General features: G+C 33.4%; 12 protein-coding genes. 7 read left to right on the top strand and 5 right to left on the bottom strand.

From position 1 onward, the window contains the following. Positions 1-93: 93 nt before the first annotated feature. Complete coding sequence (locus tag NAB20_RS13540) at positions 94-1,737, bottom strand: acyl-CoA carboxylase subunit beta (RefSeq protein ID WP_105196595.1); 1,644 nt, start codon at positions 1,735-1,737, stop codon at positions 94-96. A 162-nt stretch (positions 1,738-1,899) separates the two neighbouring features. Between NAB20_RS13540 and NAB20_RS13535 the strand changes: the two genes are divergently transcribed. The 3 genes from NAB20_RS13535 to NAB20_RS13525 all read left to right on the top strand — a co-directional run bounded on the left by NAB20_RS13535 (position 1,900) and on the right by NAB20_RS13525 (position 5,049). Beyond that, entirely contained in the window at positions 1,900-2,553 is a 654-nt protein-coding gene (locus tag NAB20_RS13535; protein WP_088393078.1) for a DUF47 domain-containing protein, read from the top strand. A gap of 25 nt (positions 2,554-2,578) precedes the next feature. Further along, entirely contained in the window at positions 2,579-4,204 is a 1,626-nt protein-coding gene (locus NAB20_RS13530) for an inorganic phosphate transporter (protein ID WP_105196594.1), read from the top strand. A gap of 122 nt (positions 4,205-4,326) precedes the next feature. Further along, positions 4,327-5,049, top strand: coding sequence for a DUF2490 domain-containing protein (locus NAB20_RS13525; RefSeq protein WP_088393082.1), 723 nt, complete (start codon positions 4,327-4,329; stop codon positions 5,047-5,049). Positions 5,050-5,204: 155 nt separating this feature from the next. Here the strand turns inward: NAB20_RS13525 and NAB20_RS13520 are convergent, their stop codons facing one another. Beyond that, positions 5,205-5,954 (bottom strand): carboxypeptidase-like regulatory domain-containing protein, encoded by a 750-nt coding sequence (locus NAB20_RS13520; RefSeq protein ID WP_105196593.1) that lies wholly within the window; start codon positions 5,952-5,954, stop codon positions 5,205-5,207. Between the two features lie 181 nt (positions 5,955-6,135). Next, a complete protein-coding gene (locus NAB20_RS13515) occupies positions 6,136-6,549 on the bottom strand; it encodes a DUF1456 family protein (RefSeq protein ID WP_088394583.1) in 414 nt (137 codons plus the stop codon). 296 nt (positions 6,550-6,845) lie between these two features. On the opposite strand from NAB20_RS13515, the gene NAB20_RS13510 reads away from it, so the two are divergent. Continuing rightward, a complete protein-coding gene (locus NAB20_RS13510) occupies positions 6,846-7,247 on the top strand; it encodes a TerB family tellurite resistance protein (protein WP_088394581.1) in 402 nt (133 codons plus the stop codon). 118 nt (positions 7,248-7,365) lie between these two features. Here NAB20_RS13510 and NAB20_RS13505 read toward each other — a convergent pair whose 3' ends face one another. After that, positions 7,366-8,832 carry a TonB-dependent receptor gene (locus tag NAB20_RS13505; RefSeq protein ID WP_127822855.1) on the bottom strand — a complete coding sequence of 489 codons (1,467 nt, stop codon included), beginning with the start codon at positions 8,830-8,832 and terminating at the stop codon, positions 7,366-7,368. An 85-nt stretch (positions 8,833-8,917) separates the two neighbouring features. On the opposite strand from NAB20_RS13505, the gene NAB20_RS13500 reads away from it, so the two are divergent. After that, on the top strand, positions 8,918-9,682 hold the full coding sequence (locus NAB20_RS13500) for an MBL fold metallo-hydrolase (RefSeq protein ID WP_105196589.1): 765 nt from the start codon (positions 8,918-8,920) through the stop codon (positions 9,680-9,682). A 5-nt stretch (positions 9,683-9,687) separates the two neighbouring features. Next, a complete protein-coding gene (locus tag NAB20_RS13495) occupies positions 9,688-10,155 on the top strand; it encodes a hypothetical protein (RefSeq protein WP_088394575.1) in 468 nt (155 codons plus the stop codon). Between the two features lie 311 nt (positions 10,156-10,466). On the opposite strand, the gene NAB20_RS13490 is transcribed toward NAB20_RS13495, so the two are convergent. Then, a complete protein-coding gene (locus NAB20_RS13490) occupies positions 10,467-10,610 on the bottom strand; it encodes a hypothetical protein (protein ID WP_164849044.1) in 144 nt (47 codons plus the stop codon). 1,215 nt (positions 10,611-11,825) lie between these two features. On the opposite strand from NAB20_RS13490, the gene NAB20_RS13485 reads away from it, so the two are divergent. Then, positions 11,826-19,391 (top strand): gliding motility-associated C-terminal domain-containing protein, encoded by a 7,566-nt coding sequence (locus NAB20_RS13485; protein WP_375605251.1) that lies wholly within the window; start codon positions 11,826-11,828, stop codon positions 19,389-19,391. Positions 19,392-19,396 lie beyond the last annotated feature (5 nt).

Below are 19,396 nucleotides of genomic sequence, written 5' to 3'. Positions count from 1 at the left end.
AAAGGTAGATTTTTATGAGCTTTAATAAAAAATAATTTATTATCGAATATTTTAAATAAACTATAAATGATTTAAAGAAATAGTTGTTATTAACTAAACCTGAATCACGCCTAAATTAAAAGGTTTTTCTATAGGAGCGTGATTAGCGGCTTCTATTCCCATAGAAATCCAAGTACGAGTTTCAAGTGGATCTACAATAGCATCTGTCCATAAACGTGAAGCAGCATAATAAGGAGAAACTTGTTCGTCGTAACGTGATTTGATTTTATTAAATAATTCTTCTTCTTTTTCAGGCGTAATTTCTTCGCCTTTTGCTTTTAAAGAAGCAGCTTCTATTTGCATTAATACTTTAGCTGCTTGCGCTCCTCCCATAACAGCTAATTCAGCGCTTGGCCAAGCAAATATTAATCTAGGGTCGTAAGCTTTTCCACACATAGCATAGTTACCAGCGCCATAAGAATTGCCTACTACTATAGTAAATTTGGGTACTACAGAGTTGGATACAGCATTTACCATTTTAGCACCGTCTTTGATAATTCCCCCATGTTCAGATTTAGAACCGACCATAAAGCCTGTTACATCGTGCATGAATACTAAAGGGATCTTTTTTTGATTGCAATTAGCTATAAAACGAGTTGCTTTATCGGCACTATCAGAGTATATAACGCCTCCGAATTGCATTTCGCTAGGTTTAGTCTTGGCTCCTGTAGTTTTAGCTATTAAGCGTTGATTCGCTACAATGCCTACTGCCCAGCCATCAATACGCGCATACCCCGTAATGATGGTTTGACCATAACCTGCTTTGTATTCATCAAATTCAGAGTTGTCAACTAAACGTTTAATGATTTCCATCATATCATATTGTTCAGCGCGTGATTTTGGTAGAATGCCAAAAATTTCATTTGGATCTAAAGTAGGTTTTTCAGGTTTGATTCGGTTATATCCTGCCTTATCAAAGTTGCCCATTTTGCCTACAATACTTTTAATTCTATCCAATGCGTCTTTATCATCTTTGGCTTTAAAATCGGTTACACCAGAAATTTCACAATGGGTAGTAGCACCTCCTAATGTTTCGTTATCAATTGTTTCACCAATTGCTGCTTTTACTAAATAGCTACCAGCTAAAAATATACTACCTGTTTTATCAACAATTAAGGCTTCGTCACTCATAATAGGTAAGTAAGCACCACCTGCAACACAGCTTCCCATTACGGCAGCTATTTGCGTTATTCCCATACTGCTCATTAAGGCATTGTTACGAAAAATACGACCAAAATGTTCTTTATCTGGAAAAATTTCATCTTGCATTGGTAAATATACACCAGCGGAGTCTACAAGATAAATAATAGGAAGTCTATTTTCCATTGCTATTTCTTGTGCTCGTAAGTTTTTTTTGGCAGTAATAGGAAACCAAGCACCTGCTTTTACAGTAGCATCATTAGCCACCACGATACATTGTTTTCCTTGTATATATCCTACTTTTACAATAACTCCTCCAGAAGGACAACCACCATGTTCTTTATACATACCTTCCCCAACAAAAGCTCCTATTTCAATTGATGTGGCTTCTTTATCTAATAAATAATCAATTCTTTCTCGTGCAGTCATTTTGCCTTCAGCATGAAGTTTAGCAATACGCTTTTCTCCTCCTCCTAATTTTACTTTTGCTAAACGCTGTTTTAATTCAGATAATAAAAGTCTGTTATGATCTTCGTTTTTATTAAAGTTTAAATCCATAGTGTATTGTTTAATTTCGGTGCGCTAAATTACAAAATCTGTTTTAACTATTTTAAAAAGCGTTAAAGGACTGTTAACAGAATTAATATGCAATTGATCTTGACTTAACATTAACTTAACATATAGGGGGTATTTTCGCATCTGAAATTAAATTGATTAAAAATGGCATTTAGAGACGTACTAAAATTCTTTTCACCAAAGGACACAACTTTTTATCCTTTATTTAATAAAGCAACAGCTGATTTACTTGCTTTATCTGAAAATTTACATGAAGCCGTAAATATAGGGAAAAGCGAAATGGAAAACAGAACTAATTACTACAAACAAGTAGAGCAGTTAGTAGCGGATATTGAAAATGTGAATCATAAAATGAATATAGAGTTAAGTAGAAATTTTATTACTCCTTTTGATCGTGAAGATATTCACATGTTGATTACTACGATTACAGAGGTAGCTAATAATATTTATACAGCTTCTAATCGTATGAATTTGTATAATGTGATTAAGATAAATAAGTCTATTCGTAAATTAACGGAAATAACTCTAGAAGCGTGTACTCATATTAATAGTGCTGTATTAGAATTGAAAGATTTAAAGAATTTAGACAAAATTAATAGTGCTGTTAAAAAAATCAATAAATTAGAAAGTAAAGCAGATTTGGTTTTTGACAAAGCTGTTGCTGAATTATTTGAAAATGAAACAGATGTTATTAACATTATTAAATACAAAGAAGTGTTATATGCTTTGCATAAAGCAACAGATAAATGTAAGGATGTATCTAGAACTTTAGAAGCAATTTCTGTTAAACACGCTTAATAGCGCTCTAAATTATATTTTTAAAATGGAATTTGCTTTATTAATTATAATAATTGTTGTAGCTATGGGCTTCGACTTGGTCAACGGTTTTCATGATGCGGCCAATTCAATAGCTACAGTAGTTTCAACAAAAGTATTGTCGCCAACCCAAGCTGTAATATGGGCTGCAATTTTTAATTTCGCTGCTTATTGGGTTTTTGATATGAGTGTAGGTAATACAGTAGCCAAAACAGTAGATAACTCAGTTATTGACTTATGGGTAATTTTATCAGGCTTATTAGCAGCTACAGTATGGAATTTACTAACTTGGTGGTTAGGAATACCTTCGTCATCATCACACACCCTTATTGGTGGATTTGCAGGCGCTGCTGTGGCACATGCTGGTTTTGATGTGCTAAAATTAGAGGAAATTACAAAACCCTTAATGTTTATTGTTTTAGCACCTATTATTGGTGGTGTTATCTCTTTTATCATTACACTCATGACAATTCAAAGAAATTTCTTTATAAAATTGTCGTGTTATATCCTATTAACCCTATTTACAGTTTATATGACTTGGGCTTATAAAGATATTTTTGATATTAAGCCAATTATGATTTGGATTATAGGTGTTTTATTATCTTCATTTGTCTTGATTTTTATCATTTTTGAATTAGTTGTAGGTAAAAATAATACGGCAATGAAAGAAGGTAATTTGTATAAAAAATTACAACTATTATCCTCAGCCGCTTTTTCATTAGGTCACGGTGGAGCCGATTCTCAAAAAGTTATGGGTATTATTTGTGCTGCTTGTATTGTGTATGCTAATGGGGTAAGAAGAGGAGAAGTAAAAGGAAATGTACCTAGCTTATTACAGGTAACAGAGGTGTTACAGGTGAAATATACAAATGATGAAGGTAAAATTAAAAAATTCAAACCTGCTATAGGTATTTTTGATAAAGATACCGTTTACGTAGATGGTAAAAAGATAATTGATTTATCTACCCAGCAAAACATTTATGAAGATGAAAAATTAATAGCAGGTGTAAATCCAAATAATCCTTTTCTTTTACATTTGAAAAAAGAAAATATTGATCTGAGTAATTTTGATAAGGCAGCTAAAGAATTAACAACATTGCATGTGTATACAGATAAAAAAGATGTGCATGATAATGATACAAAAGAAGTTATTTTTAAAGATAAACATTTAAATCCTGCTTATCGTTATGCAAAAATATTTGCAAAGTATGTAGATGAAAAAGGAAAGTTGAAAGAAGATATCAAAGCGAAAGTTGAAACTAAGGTTACAAATAAAACAATGCCTATCTGGATTGCTTTTGGTTGTTATTTAATGATTGGCTTAGGAACTTTAATGGGGGGGTGGAAAATCGTAAAAACAATGGGGACTAAGATTACTAAAGTGACACCATTGGAAGGCGTTTGTTCAGAAACAGCTGGTGCTCTAACACTTTTCACAGTTTCTCAAATGGGAGTTCCTGTGTCTACAACTCATACTATTACTGGATCTATTATAGGAGTAGGAGCTACTAAGCGATTAAGTGCAGTAAGGTGGGGCGTAACTATTAACCTAATTTGGGCTTGGATTTTAACTATTCCCGTATCCGCTTTAGTTGCTGCAATTATTTACTATATTTTGTCAATTTTTAATTAATCATATTATTTCTCTAGGAAGAGGCTATTGTTAGCCTCTTTTTTTTTATTTTTTTTTAAAGAATAACAATTTAAATAGATAACACACAACTTTAAATTAATATTTTTAATCTAACACTAAACATGAAAAATAATCTTTTAATTTTCCTGTTACTTTTTATTACAGGGGGTTTTTTAGGGCAAAATAAAGAACATTTATCGGGGTTTTCTACACTTTCGTTGACTTATAAATTTAATAAAAAATGGTATGTTTATGGTGAGCTGCAAGCTCGATCAATTGCTGATTTGACTACTGTTGATTATTATGAAATAAAAGGAGGGAGTGGTTATAATATAAATTCAAGTAATCAAACTTTTTTAGGTTTGGGAAGATATGCTAATTATAGAGAAAAAAGTATTTCAAACGAGGAACTACGTTTTTGGTTACAGTATACTTATAATAAATCTTTTGGACGTGTTAAAATTGAAAATAGGATAAGAGCTGAAAAAAGACTTTTTTATAATCCTATTACAAGTATAAATACTAATACAGAACGTTATAGAGATAGAATGAATGTTATTGTGCCAATTAATAATAGGAAGGTTGAAGCCAATACTTTTTTTGCAAATGTGTATGATGAATTATTTTTAGGGCCTGACAGTCCTATTATAAAAAGAAACAGAATGTATGTAGGAGGAGGGTACCAACTTTCTAAAGATTTTGGAGTAACCTTAGGGTATTTATTTCAAAGAGATTTTAATTTGAAAGCAAATACAAATTTACATTTTATATTTTGTGGTTTGAATTTTATAATTGATAGATCCAATAGTATACCTGTAGAGGCTCCTACACCAGATCATGATTAGTTTTTATAGACTTCGTTTTGAAACAAAATATTTCAATCATAACTTCAATAGGAGAGAAATCACATTATCAGTATTATGTGATTTCTCTTGTTAGTCGAAATGAAAGATTGCAACCTTTCTAGGTATTCTCTTTGAGAGTTTATATTTTAAATAAATTATTTTTTCTTAAGTATTTTGTATTCTTCATAGCAGCCATTAATGGCATCTAAAATTTGAAGATCATTGGCTGTTTTCATAAAAGAATCAGAATAATTACAACGTTCTAAAATCTCGTTTAACTCTTTTTCATTAATACCAAACATTAAATAAATAGTTTGACGATCGTAACGATTTTGTAATATATTGCGTAAACTGTCATCTTTTCGTAATTCTTTTAATTTTTTGAGTTCAGTGGGTTTCTTTCCAAAAAAATTATAAAGAGCATCAGCAGGGTTAAATAAGGAACCAATGACCCTGTTAAAAGCATTAGGAGAATTTTCACCTCCTTCGTATCTTTTGGTAAGACCTGCTATAGAATACCAATAATTCTCTCTTTCAGGAATTAATTTAGAGTCTACTTCTAAATAACCTGTGAGTTCGTAAGGCGGAATGATAATTTCTTCTAAAGCATAAGCTTTTTCTGTTAATTTTACTCTGAAATTTTGATTTTTTATCCAGTCATTAGTTACTCTAATTTCAATAGATTGAAAACCTAAACAAGAAATGAGTAAATTGTCATTTAAATCGGCTTTGATTTCAAAATTACCCTTGGCATCGGATATAGCCCCGCGGACTTTGTTGGTGTTAACAATGTTAACATTCCAAATAGGGACTAAAGTATTACTATTGATAATAGTTCCTTTTACAATATTTTCTTGTCCCCAAATAGAAGATGTGAAAAAAATTAAAAATATAAAGTATCTCATGACTAAAGTTATCTTTGCGAAAGTAGTTAAACCGTGTGATATTTTATATAGTTTAAAAGAAAATTAACAATCTCTTTTTGTGAAAAATAAGAAAGGATCATAGTAAGGAATTGAAATTTTGAGGGAATAAAAAAGATTGATCGTTTCCTCCTGTTTTTATCCGTGAGAGGAAACAATAAATTTAATTTTTTTTCTTACCGTTTTTAAAACGAACAGGTTCAAAAACAGGGTTTGAATTTTTAATTTTCTTTTGAGGAAAAGATTGTTTATTTGTGGGATTAAATTCTTTGTCAGATTTTTTTTCTTTCTTTTCCGATTGAATTTTTTTGATATTTTGTTTGTTTAGATTAAGTACATCTAAAGGGTTTTTAGGAGTTTCTTTATTTCCTCTTAAATAAAGAATTAAGCCATTTAAAAAATTACGAAGTATTTGATCACCACATTCCATGTATTTAGGATGGTCTTCATTACGGAAAATATTACCCAATTCCCCTTTAGAAATCCTAAAATCTACTAATTCAAGAATTTCTACGATTTGATCATCTCTAAGTTGTAGTGCAACTCTCAATTTTTTAAAAATATCGTTATTTGTCATGCCATTTAATTTTTGTCAAAGATAAGGTTTTAATCTTACATGAGAAGTCTAACCCAAATTACACCTTAGAAATTTATTTTAGATAAAAATAATTTAAGAACTAAAATAATAGAACATTTTTGTTCTCACTATAGTAAAGTTATGTTTGCTGTAAAAGTTTCTGTGCATTTGTATATTGTTTTATCCTTTTCTTTATTATCATAAGATGATTAACTAATTTGAGAGAATTCATATTGTCACACTGTTTTTGTATATTCTATGCAAAAATTATAGATTTGTTGGCAAAAAAAATAAAGATGAATAGCCAGAGAGAAAAGATTAATTTATTGCAAGAAATGATTGAATTTGCAGTTGTAGATGGAGAATTACACGATAAAGAATATGATTTTCTTTGGATAGTAGCACAAGAGTTGGAGATAGATAAAGCTACTTTTTTAGAATTATTTAAGTTGAAAGGATTAAAACAGGTTGTGAAAGATGAATTTCAACGTATTTTACAATTTTATAGATTGGCTTTATTGATGCACTGTGACGGTATCTTACATAATAGGGAAAAGGAAAGAATATATGAGATAGGAATAAATATGGGGTTGAATCCGAGTGCGATGAAAAGAGTACTTTATCTTATGGGAAAATCACCTAATCAAATATTAGAAGCAAGTGTGGTCATAGAGGCTTTTCAGGAACAGTTAAATTAAAAAAATAACCCAAAAAAGAAGAAATTTACATTAATCCTATCTTCATAAAAAAGGAATTATATTCGATTTACGAGGATTTTAGAAGTAAAAAATATCTTTTTTGGGTTGTTTATAAAAATTATACTTTTTCTATTTTTTTGTTCTCATCACAACTAAATAAGTGATCGCGTTTGATTAGTTCAGCGATACCTTTAGGAAGCATTTCTTCCCAGCCAGGCTTACCGCATCCGATCATTTTCAAAACCTCACGAGAAAATATTTTCAAATGTGATTTGTCAAAATCTGTGATGTCAATTACTTTTCCGTTGTAAGCAAAGAATTTGTATAATTCTTTCATTCTAGGATGTACTTTAAGATTTTGAGAAGTAAGAATAGTGCCGTCTTCATCCTCCATAGGATATAGATATACTTTCATATCGCGATAGAATAATTTGCCAAAGGCTTCTAGAATTCCACCGCTTAAATGGCGATAGTATTTTTCATCAAAAATATCAATTAAGTTGTTAACTCCCATGGCAAGTCCCATGCGTTCTTTGGTGTAGTTCGAGAAATACTCTACAACTTTGTAATATTCTTGAAAATTAGAGATTAAAACGGTTTGTCCTAAAGAGCAAAGTAGTTCAGCACGGTCTAAGAAATCTTTTTCGTCAATTTCACCATCAGAACGTAAGTTAGATAAAGTAATTTCAAATACTACAAGGGTATTTTCTTCTTTAACCTTGTTTTCTTGAAGGAACATTTGTAGTGATTTTTCATACATATCCATGTTAACTTTTGTAACAGGGCGAAAACTGCCTCTAAGAGCTAAAATGTTTTTTTTGTATAAAATTTGGGCAGGTAATACGTTTTTAGCATTAGGGTCAAACATAACGGCATCTGTCATGCCATTACGTACTAATTGTAGACTCATTAGGCGGTTGTCTACTTCTTTAAAACGAGGACCAGAAAAGTTTACAGTATCAATTTCTAATTGGTCTTTGTCTATATGATCATATAAATAACGTAACAAACGTTTGGGATCATTGTATTTATAAAAGGCACCGTAAATTAAGTTTACACCTAGTTTGCCTAAAGTTTCTTGTTGTAGTTTTGCATCATTTTCTTTGAAACGAATGTGAAGAATAATTTCGTTATAAGCTTCGTCTGGATCTAATTGAAAAATAATACCAACCCATCCGTGTCCTTTATATTGTTTAGCAAAATCTATAGTAGCTACAGTATTAGCGTAGCTAAAAAATAATTTGTTGGGATGCTTTTCTCTTTTTAAACGCTGTTCAACTAATTCAATTTCATGTTGAAGCATTTTGCGTAAACGACTTTCTGTTACGTAACGCCCATCATCTTCTATACCATAAATAGCGTCACTAAAATCTTTGTCATAAGCACTCATTGCTTTAGCAATAGTACCAGAGGAAGCACCTGCTCTAAAGAAGTGTCTAACCGTTTCCTGTCCAGCACCTATTTCGGCAAAAGTACCATAGATGTTTTCATTTAAATTGATTCTTAGTGCTTTATCGCTTATGGAAGGGATTTGTTCAATCTCTCTATCTCCTTTTAATCTAATTTCTTTTTGTAGATCTTTCATCTTCATAATTAAATACTTTGCAAAGGTAGTAAAAGCCTTATTTTTTATCAAATAATATTTATTTTTGTAAAAAAAAGCATTTCTATTGAAAATATATTTTTTAGGTACCGGAACCTCACAAGGTATTCCTGTTATAGGGAGTGATCATCCTGTTTGTTTAAGTGAGGATGTAAGAGATAAACGTTTACGTGTTTCTGTATGGATTCAATGGGATCATCACTCATTTATAATAGATTGTGGACCGGATTTTAGACAACAAATGCTTTCATCAAAATGCCCCAAAATTGATGCCATTTTTTTTACACATGAGCATGCGGATCATACAGCAGGTCTAGACGACATACGTCCTTTTTTCTTTAGACAAGGAAATATCCCTATTTATGCACATGAACGCGTTTTAAAAAATTTAGAAAAAAGATTTGACTATATCTTTGAAACGATTGATAAATATCCAGGAGCTCCTAGTGTAGATAAATCACTTGTAGTTAATGGACAATTAGTAAATATTGATGATAAAAAAATAGAGCCTATAAGTGCTTGGCATGGAAATTTGCAAACTTTCGGTTATCGTTTTGATCGTTTTGCGTATTTAACAGATGTTAAAAGTATTGATGAAAAAGAGTTAAATAAACTTTTAGAATTAGAAGTTTTAGTAATTAATGCGTTGCGTGAAGAACCTCATGAAACACATTTTAATTTGGAAGAAGCATTGACATTAATAAAAAAAGTAAAGCCCAAGAAAGCTTATCTAACCCATATAAGCCATTTGTTTGGATTTCATGAAGAAATACAAAAAAAATTACCAGATAATGTGTGGGTAGCTTATGATAATTTAGAAATAACTATTTAATATATATGAGAAAATTACTTTTATACGGATTCATCTTTTCAGTTTTAATGAATATTTTTCAACTAATGTATGCTACTAAAAAATTTAATCATGATAGCCAAACAACTGAAAAATATAAGAAAAAGATAAAAGATTCAATAGCCAAGATTGTTGCAGAAAAAGAAGAAGGAGATTATTTTTCATTAGTACATAACGATAAGGCTAGGGATTATTTTGAGGATCAAGATATAGATCAATTAATGCCGAAAATAAAAGAACAATTAGTTGAAATGAATAATAATCCTAAAGGAAATCCATTAATTTCATACGAAGGAATGGTTATTAATAAAGTTCGTTTTTTAAATCATCGATGGATAATTGCTGATTTCACCGGTGAATCGGGTTGGGGAGAGCTTATTTTAAAATATTTTGTAGAACCAACAGGAAAAGTTTCTTTTGAACCAGCAGAAATTTTAATGTATCCAAATACCTAATGAAGAATTTATTTTAATAGCTTTTAGAGAGATAAAAAATAAATTATTGTATTTAATTCTTGGTTAATACATTTAGGAATGTACTATAAATTAAGGATTAAAACTTTCTTTTTTGAATTTAACCCAGATATCGCATTAGACTTCTTTTTGAAAAAAATGAATAAATTCAAGTGATTACAGAAAGTTATAGAAGAAGAAATAGAGAGTTATTTTGATGACTAAGTGGGAGAGTACGTGCTTGAATGGTGAAAATAAAGTGAATGGATTTGCTTCGCTGATTTACTTCGTTCGAGTTTAATGCGTAATTTTATCTAACTGATTTTAAGCAATTGATAAACATTAAATTCTCTAATTTGATTTTCATTCTGTCCTATGGCTACAAAATGAGAACGTGATCCAACATCAATTCCTGCCGCATTGGGATTTACAATTTGCATTTTTTCGAAACTTTTCATAAATTTTCATTTTATTAAAATGCGAGGAAATGTAATATCTTAGCTAAAATTATTCTATACGAGATAAGATGGTGTTCGATCATTGATTCTCTCAAAGGCTCCCATTTGGAAGCCTTTTTGCATTTTAGCCAAAATTTGGGAGGGGATAAATTCACCATTTTTTACATAGGCTTCGGTCGCAAATACAAGTTAGCTCTCATTTGTCAAAGAACACTACTTTTTTGAAATCTGGGTTAAATAATGAATATAGAAAACTCAAGTAAAAGACAAACAAAAGTGTTGAAAAGGATCATTTATTGATCATACTGTGTCAAGTTTCTATACGTAAAATATAAATTTCGAGAAGCAGAAAATGACTTATTAAATATAAAAAACTATTTCTTTACAAATTTTACTTCTCGAAGAATGAAATAATTTGCACACTTCCAAAGGCATACTATCTACTAAAAGTAGTTTTTTAAATCATTTAGTTTTGTTACCATCTTCATTTTATTTGCTCAATAAAAGCAAATAATTTTTGCTTTCTTTTATTTAAAAAATTCTTCCTTCTGTTTTAATTAGAATATGAAACTCTTTTGTATATCTAAATCAATGATAATTAGTATCTATTGAATTAATAAACTATATTAATTAATGGTTTTATTTATATACTCCATTTTTTATTAATTAAATCACAAAATAAATATTTTTAGTTTTATTTTGTTTATTTTAGCTGTTTTTTTATTGTTTGTTATAAAAAAATGTTTTTAAAATAAAAGGTGATTATTTGTATCTTTTGTTTTATAGGAGTTAAAATGGTGAAATATGAGTGGTTAATAAAATGAATTATCTAGATAATTCATGTCTTTAAACGAATTATCGTATTAAAAAGTAAGTCAAATTAAAAAATAATAATCTTACGATCATATATAATAGAGCGTATTGGTTATTTAAATTTTTAGTTGATTGTGGGTATTGTGGGGTATTCTTAACCTCATATAGAAGGTAAAAGTATCTATTGCAAATCAATATAGCTTTTAATGATATCTTTTTAAAATTCTGAAAATAATTGATTTTTATATTTTAACAAGATAATAGTTTAAATAGTATAATATGTGAAAACATATTTTTAAAACCTTATTCTAAAATTTTTAAAAAAATTAATATATGGTCGAAAAAATACCAAAAACATTTGGACATAAAGTTAGAAATTTAATTTTTCTAATGAGTTTTATTATGTCATTTTTTTTATCCGTTGAAAAATCATATTCGCAATGTGGGAATGGTTTTCAGCAAGGGGGCTTTTTGATGAATGTAAATAATAATATTTATTCTGTTAATATAAGAACAGGTAAATCTACTTTTATAACGACTAGTCCTTTTGTAAGTGGAGTAGGAAAGGCAGGTCTGAATTCTTTTGCTACTGATGCGGCAAAAAGAATAATGTATTATGCCAATACTAATGAAAATATTACTAATACTGCTTTGTATGCTTACAATATAGCGACTAATACACATGTTGTGGTATCGTCAAATGTCACATTTCAAGGTATAACGCTGGGAACAGCCGGTATAGGTTCTGGAGGAGCTGCTTTTGATGGGGGATTTTTGTATTTAGCGATAGAACAATCTCTTACAGGTACACCTAATCCTGATACAGTAATCTATAAATGTACGATGTCAGCTGATGGTTTGACATTAGTTAATGCTGTACCTGTAATTCAGATTGATGAAGCTGATTCTATGGGAGATTTTGCTATTATAGGAGATCTAATAGTTAGAACTTCTGGTGGTCGAGTTTTTGAGTATACAATACCAACAACTTACGTCTTCGGTGTCAATACGACAGCTTCTACTATAGTATCAGGGAGTGTTACTTATGTATCTCAAATAGCTCAAGATCATTTAAATAATTTATGGTTAGTTAGTGAAAGAGTTAGACAATATTTTCCAAGTACTCATACTATTTCTAATACGGAAGTATTGACTACATCTGATGGCGTTACAAATGATATACCAAGTCCGTTCGATGCAGGTGGATGTGTTGCTGCAGATGGTATTATAGGGGGGAGAGTTTACCGAGACTCTAATAACAATGGTATTTTTGATAGTGTAGATACAGGAATAGTTGGAGTAACAATTAATATTCATGATGATTTAAATAAGAATGGAATTATTGATATTGATGATCTTTTACTAACAACTGTTACTACTGGAGTAGGAGGTTTTTATAATGTGAGTGGTTTGCTTCCAGGTGATTATATTGTGAGAGTGACTGATACAGGAAAAGTTATCGATGGAAGTGCTATTTCAACCACAGGAGGAAATATACAAACAGAGGCATTGTCTATATCTGAGTCAAATTTAACACATGATTTTGGATATTTTACCCCTAATTCGAATTTAGGAATAACAAAAACAGTTAGTAGCGCTACACCTAATGTAGGGAGTAATGTAACTTTTACACTTACGGTAACTAATGCCGGACCAAGTACTGCAACGGGAGTTATCGTAAATGATTTACTACCATCAGGCTATACTTTTGTTGGTAGTTTGTCTTCCGTAGGAACTTATAATTCAGGTACTGGAGTTTGGACTATTGGTGCATTAACAAATGGAGCTATAGAAACATTAAATATTGTAGCAACGGTTAAAGCTACAGGTAGTTATGTAAATACTGCTACTGTTACAGGAATTGAGTTTGATCCTACACTAGGTAATAACTCTTCTACTAGTACACCTATTCCAATAAATGTGATAGTAGCAGTAAATGATCCAAAAGTAACAGTTGCGAGTACAAATGCTATAGTTACAGTACCAGGAAATGTTACGACAAATGATACATTAAATGGAGTAGCGGTTACCTCAGCTAATACCAATGTAACGCCTGTTACAACGGGTCCATTAAGCGTAGATTCAGAAGGGAATATAACGGTAGCGGCCAATACTCCATCAGGAGTTTATAATGTTACATATCAGTTATGTGAAGCAAATCCAGTTACGGGGTCTAATATAACCCCTTCAAATTGTACAACAGCCATTGCTATAGTAGAAGTTAAAAACACTATTGATGCAGTAGACGATGCCAAAGTAACAGTTGCCTCAGGAGGAAATATCCCAAATGTAACGTTAAACGATAAGTTAAACGGATCAAACGTTACGATAGGTGCAGCAGTAGGTCAAGTAAGTCTAACAGGTGTAAACGTTCCATTAGGCTTAACATTAAATCCAGATGGTACCATTAGCGTTGCAGCTGGTACGCCAAGTGGAATATATACAGTTGAATACAAAATATGTGAGAACGGCGCAATTCCAGTAAACTGCGATACAGCCATTGCAATAGTCGAAGTTAAAAACACTATTGATGCTAAAGATGACGCACTAACAGCAAATAGCTCAGGGGTTAGCATTACTCCAGCAGTAACACTAAACGATACTTTAGATGGAAAAGCAGTAGTAATAGGGACCAATCCAGGAGAGGTAACTCTTACCCCAGTAGGTATAGTTCCAGCAGGCTTAACATTAAATCTAGATGGTACCATTAGCGTAGCAGCTGGTACGCCAAGTGGAATATATACAGTTGAATACAAAATATGTGAGAACGGCGCAATTCCAGTAAACTGCGATACAGCCATTGCTACAGTTAGCGTTTTAAATTCAATTGATGCTAAAGATGACGCACTAACAGCAAATAGCTCAGGGGTTAGCATTACTCCAGCAGTAACACTAAACGATACTTTAGATGGAAAAGCAGTAGTAATAGGGATCAATCCAGGAGAGGTAACTCTTACCCCAGTAGGTATAGTTCCAGCAGGCTTAACATTAAATCTAGATGGTACCATTAGCGTAGCAACTGGTACGCCAAGTGGAATATATACAGTTGAATACAAAATATGTGAGAACGGCGCAATTCCAGTAAACTGCGATACAGCCATTGCTACAGTTAGCGTTTTAAATCCAATTGATGCTAAAGATGACGCACTAACAGCAAATAGCTCAGGGGTTAGCATTACTCCAGCAGTAACACTAAACGATACTTTAGATGGAAAAGCAGTAGTAATAGGGACCAATCCAGGAGAGGTAACTCTTACCCCAGTAGGTATAGTTCCAGCAGGCTTAACATTAAATCTAGATGGTACCATTAGCGTAGCAACTGGTACGCCAAGTGGAATATATACAGTTGAATACAAAATATGTGAGAACGGCGCAATTCCAGTAAACTGCGATACAGCCATTGCTACAGTTAGCGTTTTAAATCCAATTGATGCTAAAGATGACGCACTAACAGCAAATAGCTCAGGGGTTAGCATTACTCCAGCAGTAACACTAAACGATACTTTAGATGGAAAAGCAGTAGTAATAGGGACCAATCCAGGAGAGGTAACTCTTACCCCAGTAGGTATAGTTCCAGCAGGCTTAACATTAAATCTAGATGGTACCATTAGCGTAGCAACTGGTACGCCAAGTGGAATATATACAGTTGAATACAAAATATGTGAGAACGGCGCAATTCCAGTAAACTGCGATACAGCCATTGCTACAGTTAGCGTTTTAAATCCAATTGATGCTAAAGATGACGCACTAACAGCAAATAGCTCAGGGGTTAGCATTACTCCAGCAGTAACACTAAACGATACTTTAGATGGAAAAGCAGTAGTAATAGGGATCAATCCAGGAGAGGTAACTCTTACCCCAGTAGGTATAGTTCCAGCAGGCTTAACATTAAATATAGATGGTACCATTAGCGTAGCAGCTGGTACGCCAAGTGGAATATATACAGTTGAATACAAAATATGTGAGAACGGCGTAATTCCAGTAAACTGCGATACAGCCATTGCTACAGTTAGCGTTTTAAATCCAATTGATGCTAAAGATGACGCACTAACAGCAAATAGCTCAGGGGTTAGCATTACTCCAGCAGTAACACTAAACGATACTTTAGATGGAAAAGCAGTAGTAATAGGGATCAATCCAGGAGAGGTAACTCTTACCCCAGTAGGTATAGTTCCAGCAGGCTTAACATTAAATCTAGATGGTACCATTAGCGTAGCAACTGGTACGCCAAGTGGAATATATACAGTTGAATACAAAATATGTGAGAACGGCGCAATTCCAGTAAACTGCGATACAGCCATTGCTACAGTTAGCGTTTTAAATCCAATTGATGCTAAAGATGACGCACTAACAGCAAATAGCTCAGGGGTTAGCATTACTCCAGCAGTAACACTAAACGATACTTTAGATGGAAAAGCAGTAGTAATAGGGACCAATCTAGGAGAGGTAACTCTTACCCCAGTAGGTATAGTTCCAGCAGGCTTAACATTAAATCTAGATGGTACCATTAGCGTAGCAACTGGTACGCCAAGTGGAATATATACAGTTGAATACAAAATATGTGAGAACGGCGCAATTCCAGTAAACTGCGATACAGCCATTGCTACAGTTAGCGTTTTAAATCCAATTGATGCTAAAGATGACGCACTAACAGCAAATAGCTCAGGGGTTAGCATTACTCCAGCAGTAACACTAAACGATACTTTAGATGGAAAAGCAGTAGTAATAGGGATCAATCCAGGAGAGGTAACTCTTACCCCAGTAGGTATAGTTCCAGCAGGCTTAACATTAAATCTAGATGGTACCATTAGCGTAGCAGCTGGTACGCCAAGTGGAATATATACAGTTGAATACAAAATATGTGAGAACGGCGCAATTCCAGTAAACTGCGATACAGCCATTGCAATAGTCGAAGTTAAAAACACTATTGATGCTAAAGATGACGCACTAACAGCAAATAGCTCAGGGGTTAGCATTACTCCAGCAGTAACACTAAACGATACTTTAGATGGAAAAGCAGTAGTAATAGGGACCAATCCAGGAGAGGTAACTCTTACCTCAGTAGGTATAGTTCCAGCAGGCTTAACATTAAATCTAGATGGTACCATTAGCGTAGCAGCTGGTACGCCAAGTGGAATATATACAGTTGAATACAAAATATGTGAGAACGGCGCAATTCCAGTAAACTGCGATACAGCCATTGCTACAGTTAGCGTTTTAAATCCAATTGATGCTAAAGATGACGCACTAACAGCAAATAGCTCAGGGGTTAGCATTACTCCAGCAGTAACACTAAACGATACTTTAGATGGAAAAGCAGTAGTAATAGGGATCAATCCAGGAGAGGTAACTCTTACCTCAGTAGGTATAGTTCCAGCAGGCTTAACATTAAATCTAGATGGTACCATTAGCGTAGCAGCTGGTACGCCAAGTGGAATATATACAGTTGAATACAAAATATGTGAGAACGGCGCAATTCCAGTAAACTGCGATACAGCCATTGCTACAGTTAGCGTTTTAAATCCAATTGATGCTAAAGATGACGCACTAACAGCAAATAGCTCAGGGGTTAGCATTACTCCAGCAGTAACACTAAACGATACTTTAGATGGAAAAGCAGTAGTAATAGGGACCAATCCAGGAGAGGTAACTCTTACCTCAGTAGGTATAGTTCCAGCAGGCTTAACATTAAATCTAGATGGTACCATTAGCGTAGCAGCTGGTACGCCAAGTGGAATATATACAGTTGAATACAAAATATGTGAGAACGGCGCAATTCCAGTAAACTGCGATACAGCCATTGCTACAGTTAGCGTTTTAAATCCAATTGATGCTAAAGATGACGCACTAACAGCAAATAGCTCAGGGGTTAGCATTACTCCAGCAGTAACACTAAACGATACTTTAGATGGAAAAGCAGTAGTAATAGGGATCAATCCAGGAGAGGTAACTCTTACCTCAGTAGGTATAGTTCCAGCAGGCTTAACATTAAATCTAGATGGTACCATTAGCGTAGCAGCTGGTACGCCAAGTGGAATATATACAGTTGAATACAAAATATGTGAGAACGGCGCAATTCCAGTAAACTGCGATACAGCCATTGCTACAGTTAGCGTTTTAAATCCAATTGATGCTAAAGATGACGCACTAACAGCAAATAGCTCAGGGGTTAGCATTACTCCAGCAGTAACACTAAACGATACTTTAGATGGAAAAGCAGTAGTAATAGGGATCAATCCAGGAGAGGTAACTCTTACCTCAGTAGGTATAGTTCCAGCAGGCTTAACATTAAATCTAGATGGTACCATTAGCGTAGCAGCTGGTACGCCAAGTGGAATATATACAGTTGAATACAAAATATGTGAGAACGGCGCAATTCCAGTAAACTGCGATACAGCCATTGCTACAGTCGAAGTTAAAAATGAATTAGTTGCTAAAAACGATAACTTAGGTACTGTAGCTACTTCTGCTACCACGAGTACCCCAGCAGGAAGCGTTTTAGTAAATAATAACGGAAACGGAGCCGATACATTAAATGGTGTTGCTGTAACGACAGCCAATACAGATGTAACCCCTGTTACAACAGGTTCTATTCGTATCGATGTAGATGGTAATGTAAAAATCGAGCCAGGTACCCCAAGTGGTACTTACACAGTTTCTTATACTATTTGTGAAACAGGAGCTACACCAGCAAACTGTAAAACAGCTGAAGTAATTGTTGAAGTTAAAAATGAATTAGTTTCTAAAAACGATAACTTAGGTACTGTAGCTACTTCTGCTACCACGAGTACCCCAGCAGGAAGCGTTTTAGCGAATAATGGAAACGGATTCGATACATTAAATGGTGTTGCAGTAACCACCGCCAACACAGATGTAACCCCTGTTACAACAGGTTCTATTCGTATCGATGTAGATGGTAATGTAACTATCCAGCCAGGTACCCCAAGTGGTACTTATACGATTCCTTATACAATTTGTGAAACAGGAGCTACACCAGCAAACTGTAAAACAGCTGAAGTAATTGTTGAAGTTAAAAATGAATTAGTTTCTAAAAACGATAACTTAGGTACTGTAGCTGCTTCTGCTGCCACGAGTACCCCAGCAGGAAGCGTTTTAGCGAATAATGGAAACGGAGCCGATACATTAAATGGTGTTGCTGTAACGACAGCCAATACAGATGTAACCCCTGTTACAACAGGTTCTATTCGTATCGATGTAGATGGTAATGTAACTATCCAGCCAGGTACCCCAAGTGGTACTTACACGATTCCTTATACAATTTGTGAAACAGGAGCAAATCCGGCAAACTGTAAAACAGCTGAAGTAATTGTTGAAGTTAAAAATGAGTTAGTTGCTAAGGACGATAACTTAGGTACTGTAGCTACTTCATCTAGCACAAGTACCGATGCAGGAAGCGTTTTAGTAAATAATAACGGAAACGGAGCCGATACATTAAATGACGTTGCTGTAACGACAGCCAATACAGATGTAACGCCCGTTACTACAGGTCCTATCCGTATCGATGCAGATGGTAATGTAAGCATCGAGCCAGGTACCCCAAGTGGTATTTACACGGTTTCTTATACTATTTGTGAAACAGGAGCCACACCAACAAACTGTAAAACGGCCACTGTAACAGTAACGGTTAATCCGTCAAACAATGAGGAACTTGTTATTTACAACCACATGACACCTAATGGAGATGGTGATAATGAAATATTCTTTATAGACGGAATATATAAATTTCCTAATAATTCAGTAGAAGTTTACAACCGTTGGGGAGTATTAGTGTACGAGGCAACAAGTTATAACAATAACGATCGCGCATTCCGAGGCATATCATCAGGAAGAGTTACGATTGAAAAATCAACACAATTGCCAGAAGGGACATATTATTATATGCTTAAATATGAAAACACAAGTGGTGTAACGAAAGAAAAAGCAGGTTATTTATATATCAATAGATAGAGAAT

Source organism: Flavobacterium davisii, from assembly GCF_042182265.1.
Classification (GTDB): domain Bacteria; phylum Bacteroidota; class Bacteroidia; order Flavobacteriales; family Flavobacteriaceae; genus Flavobacterium; species Flavobacterium davisii.
The sequence above is the reverse complement of the archived record's forward strand: the minus strand, read 5'-3'. Positions and strand labels throughout refer to the sequence as shown.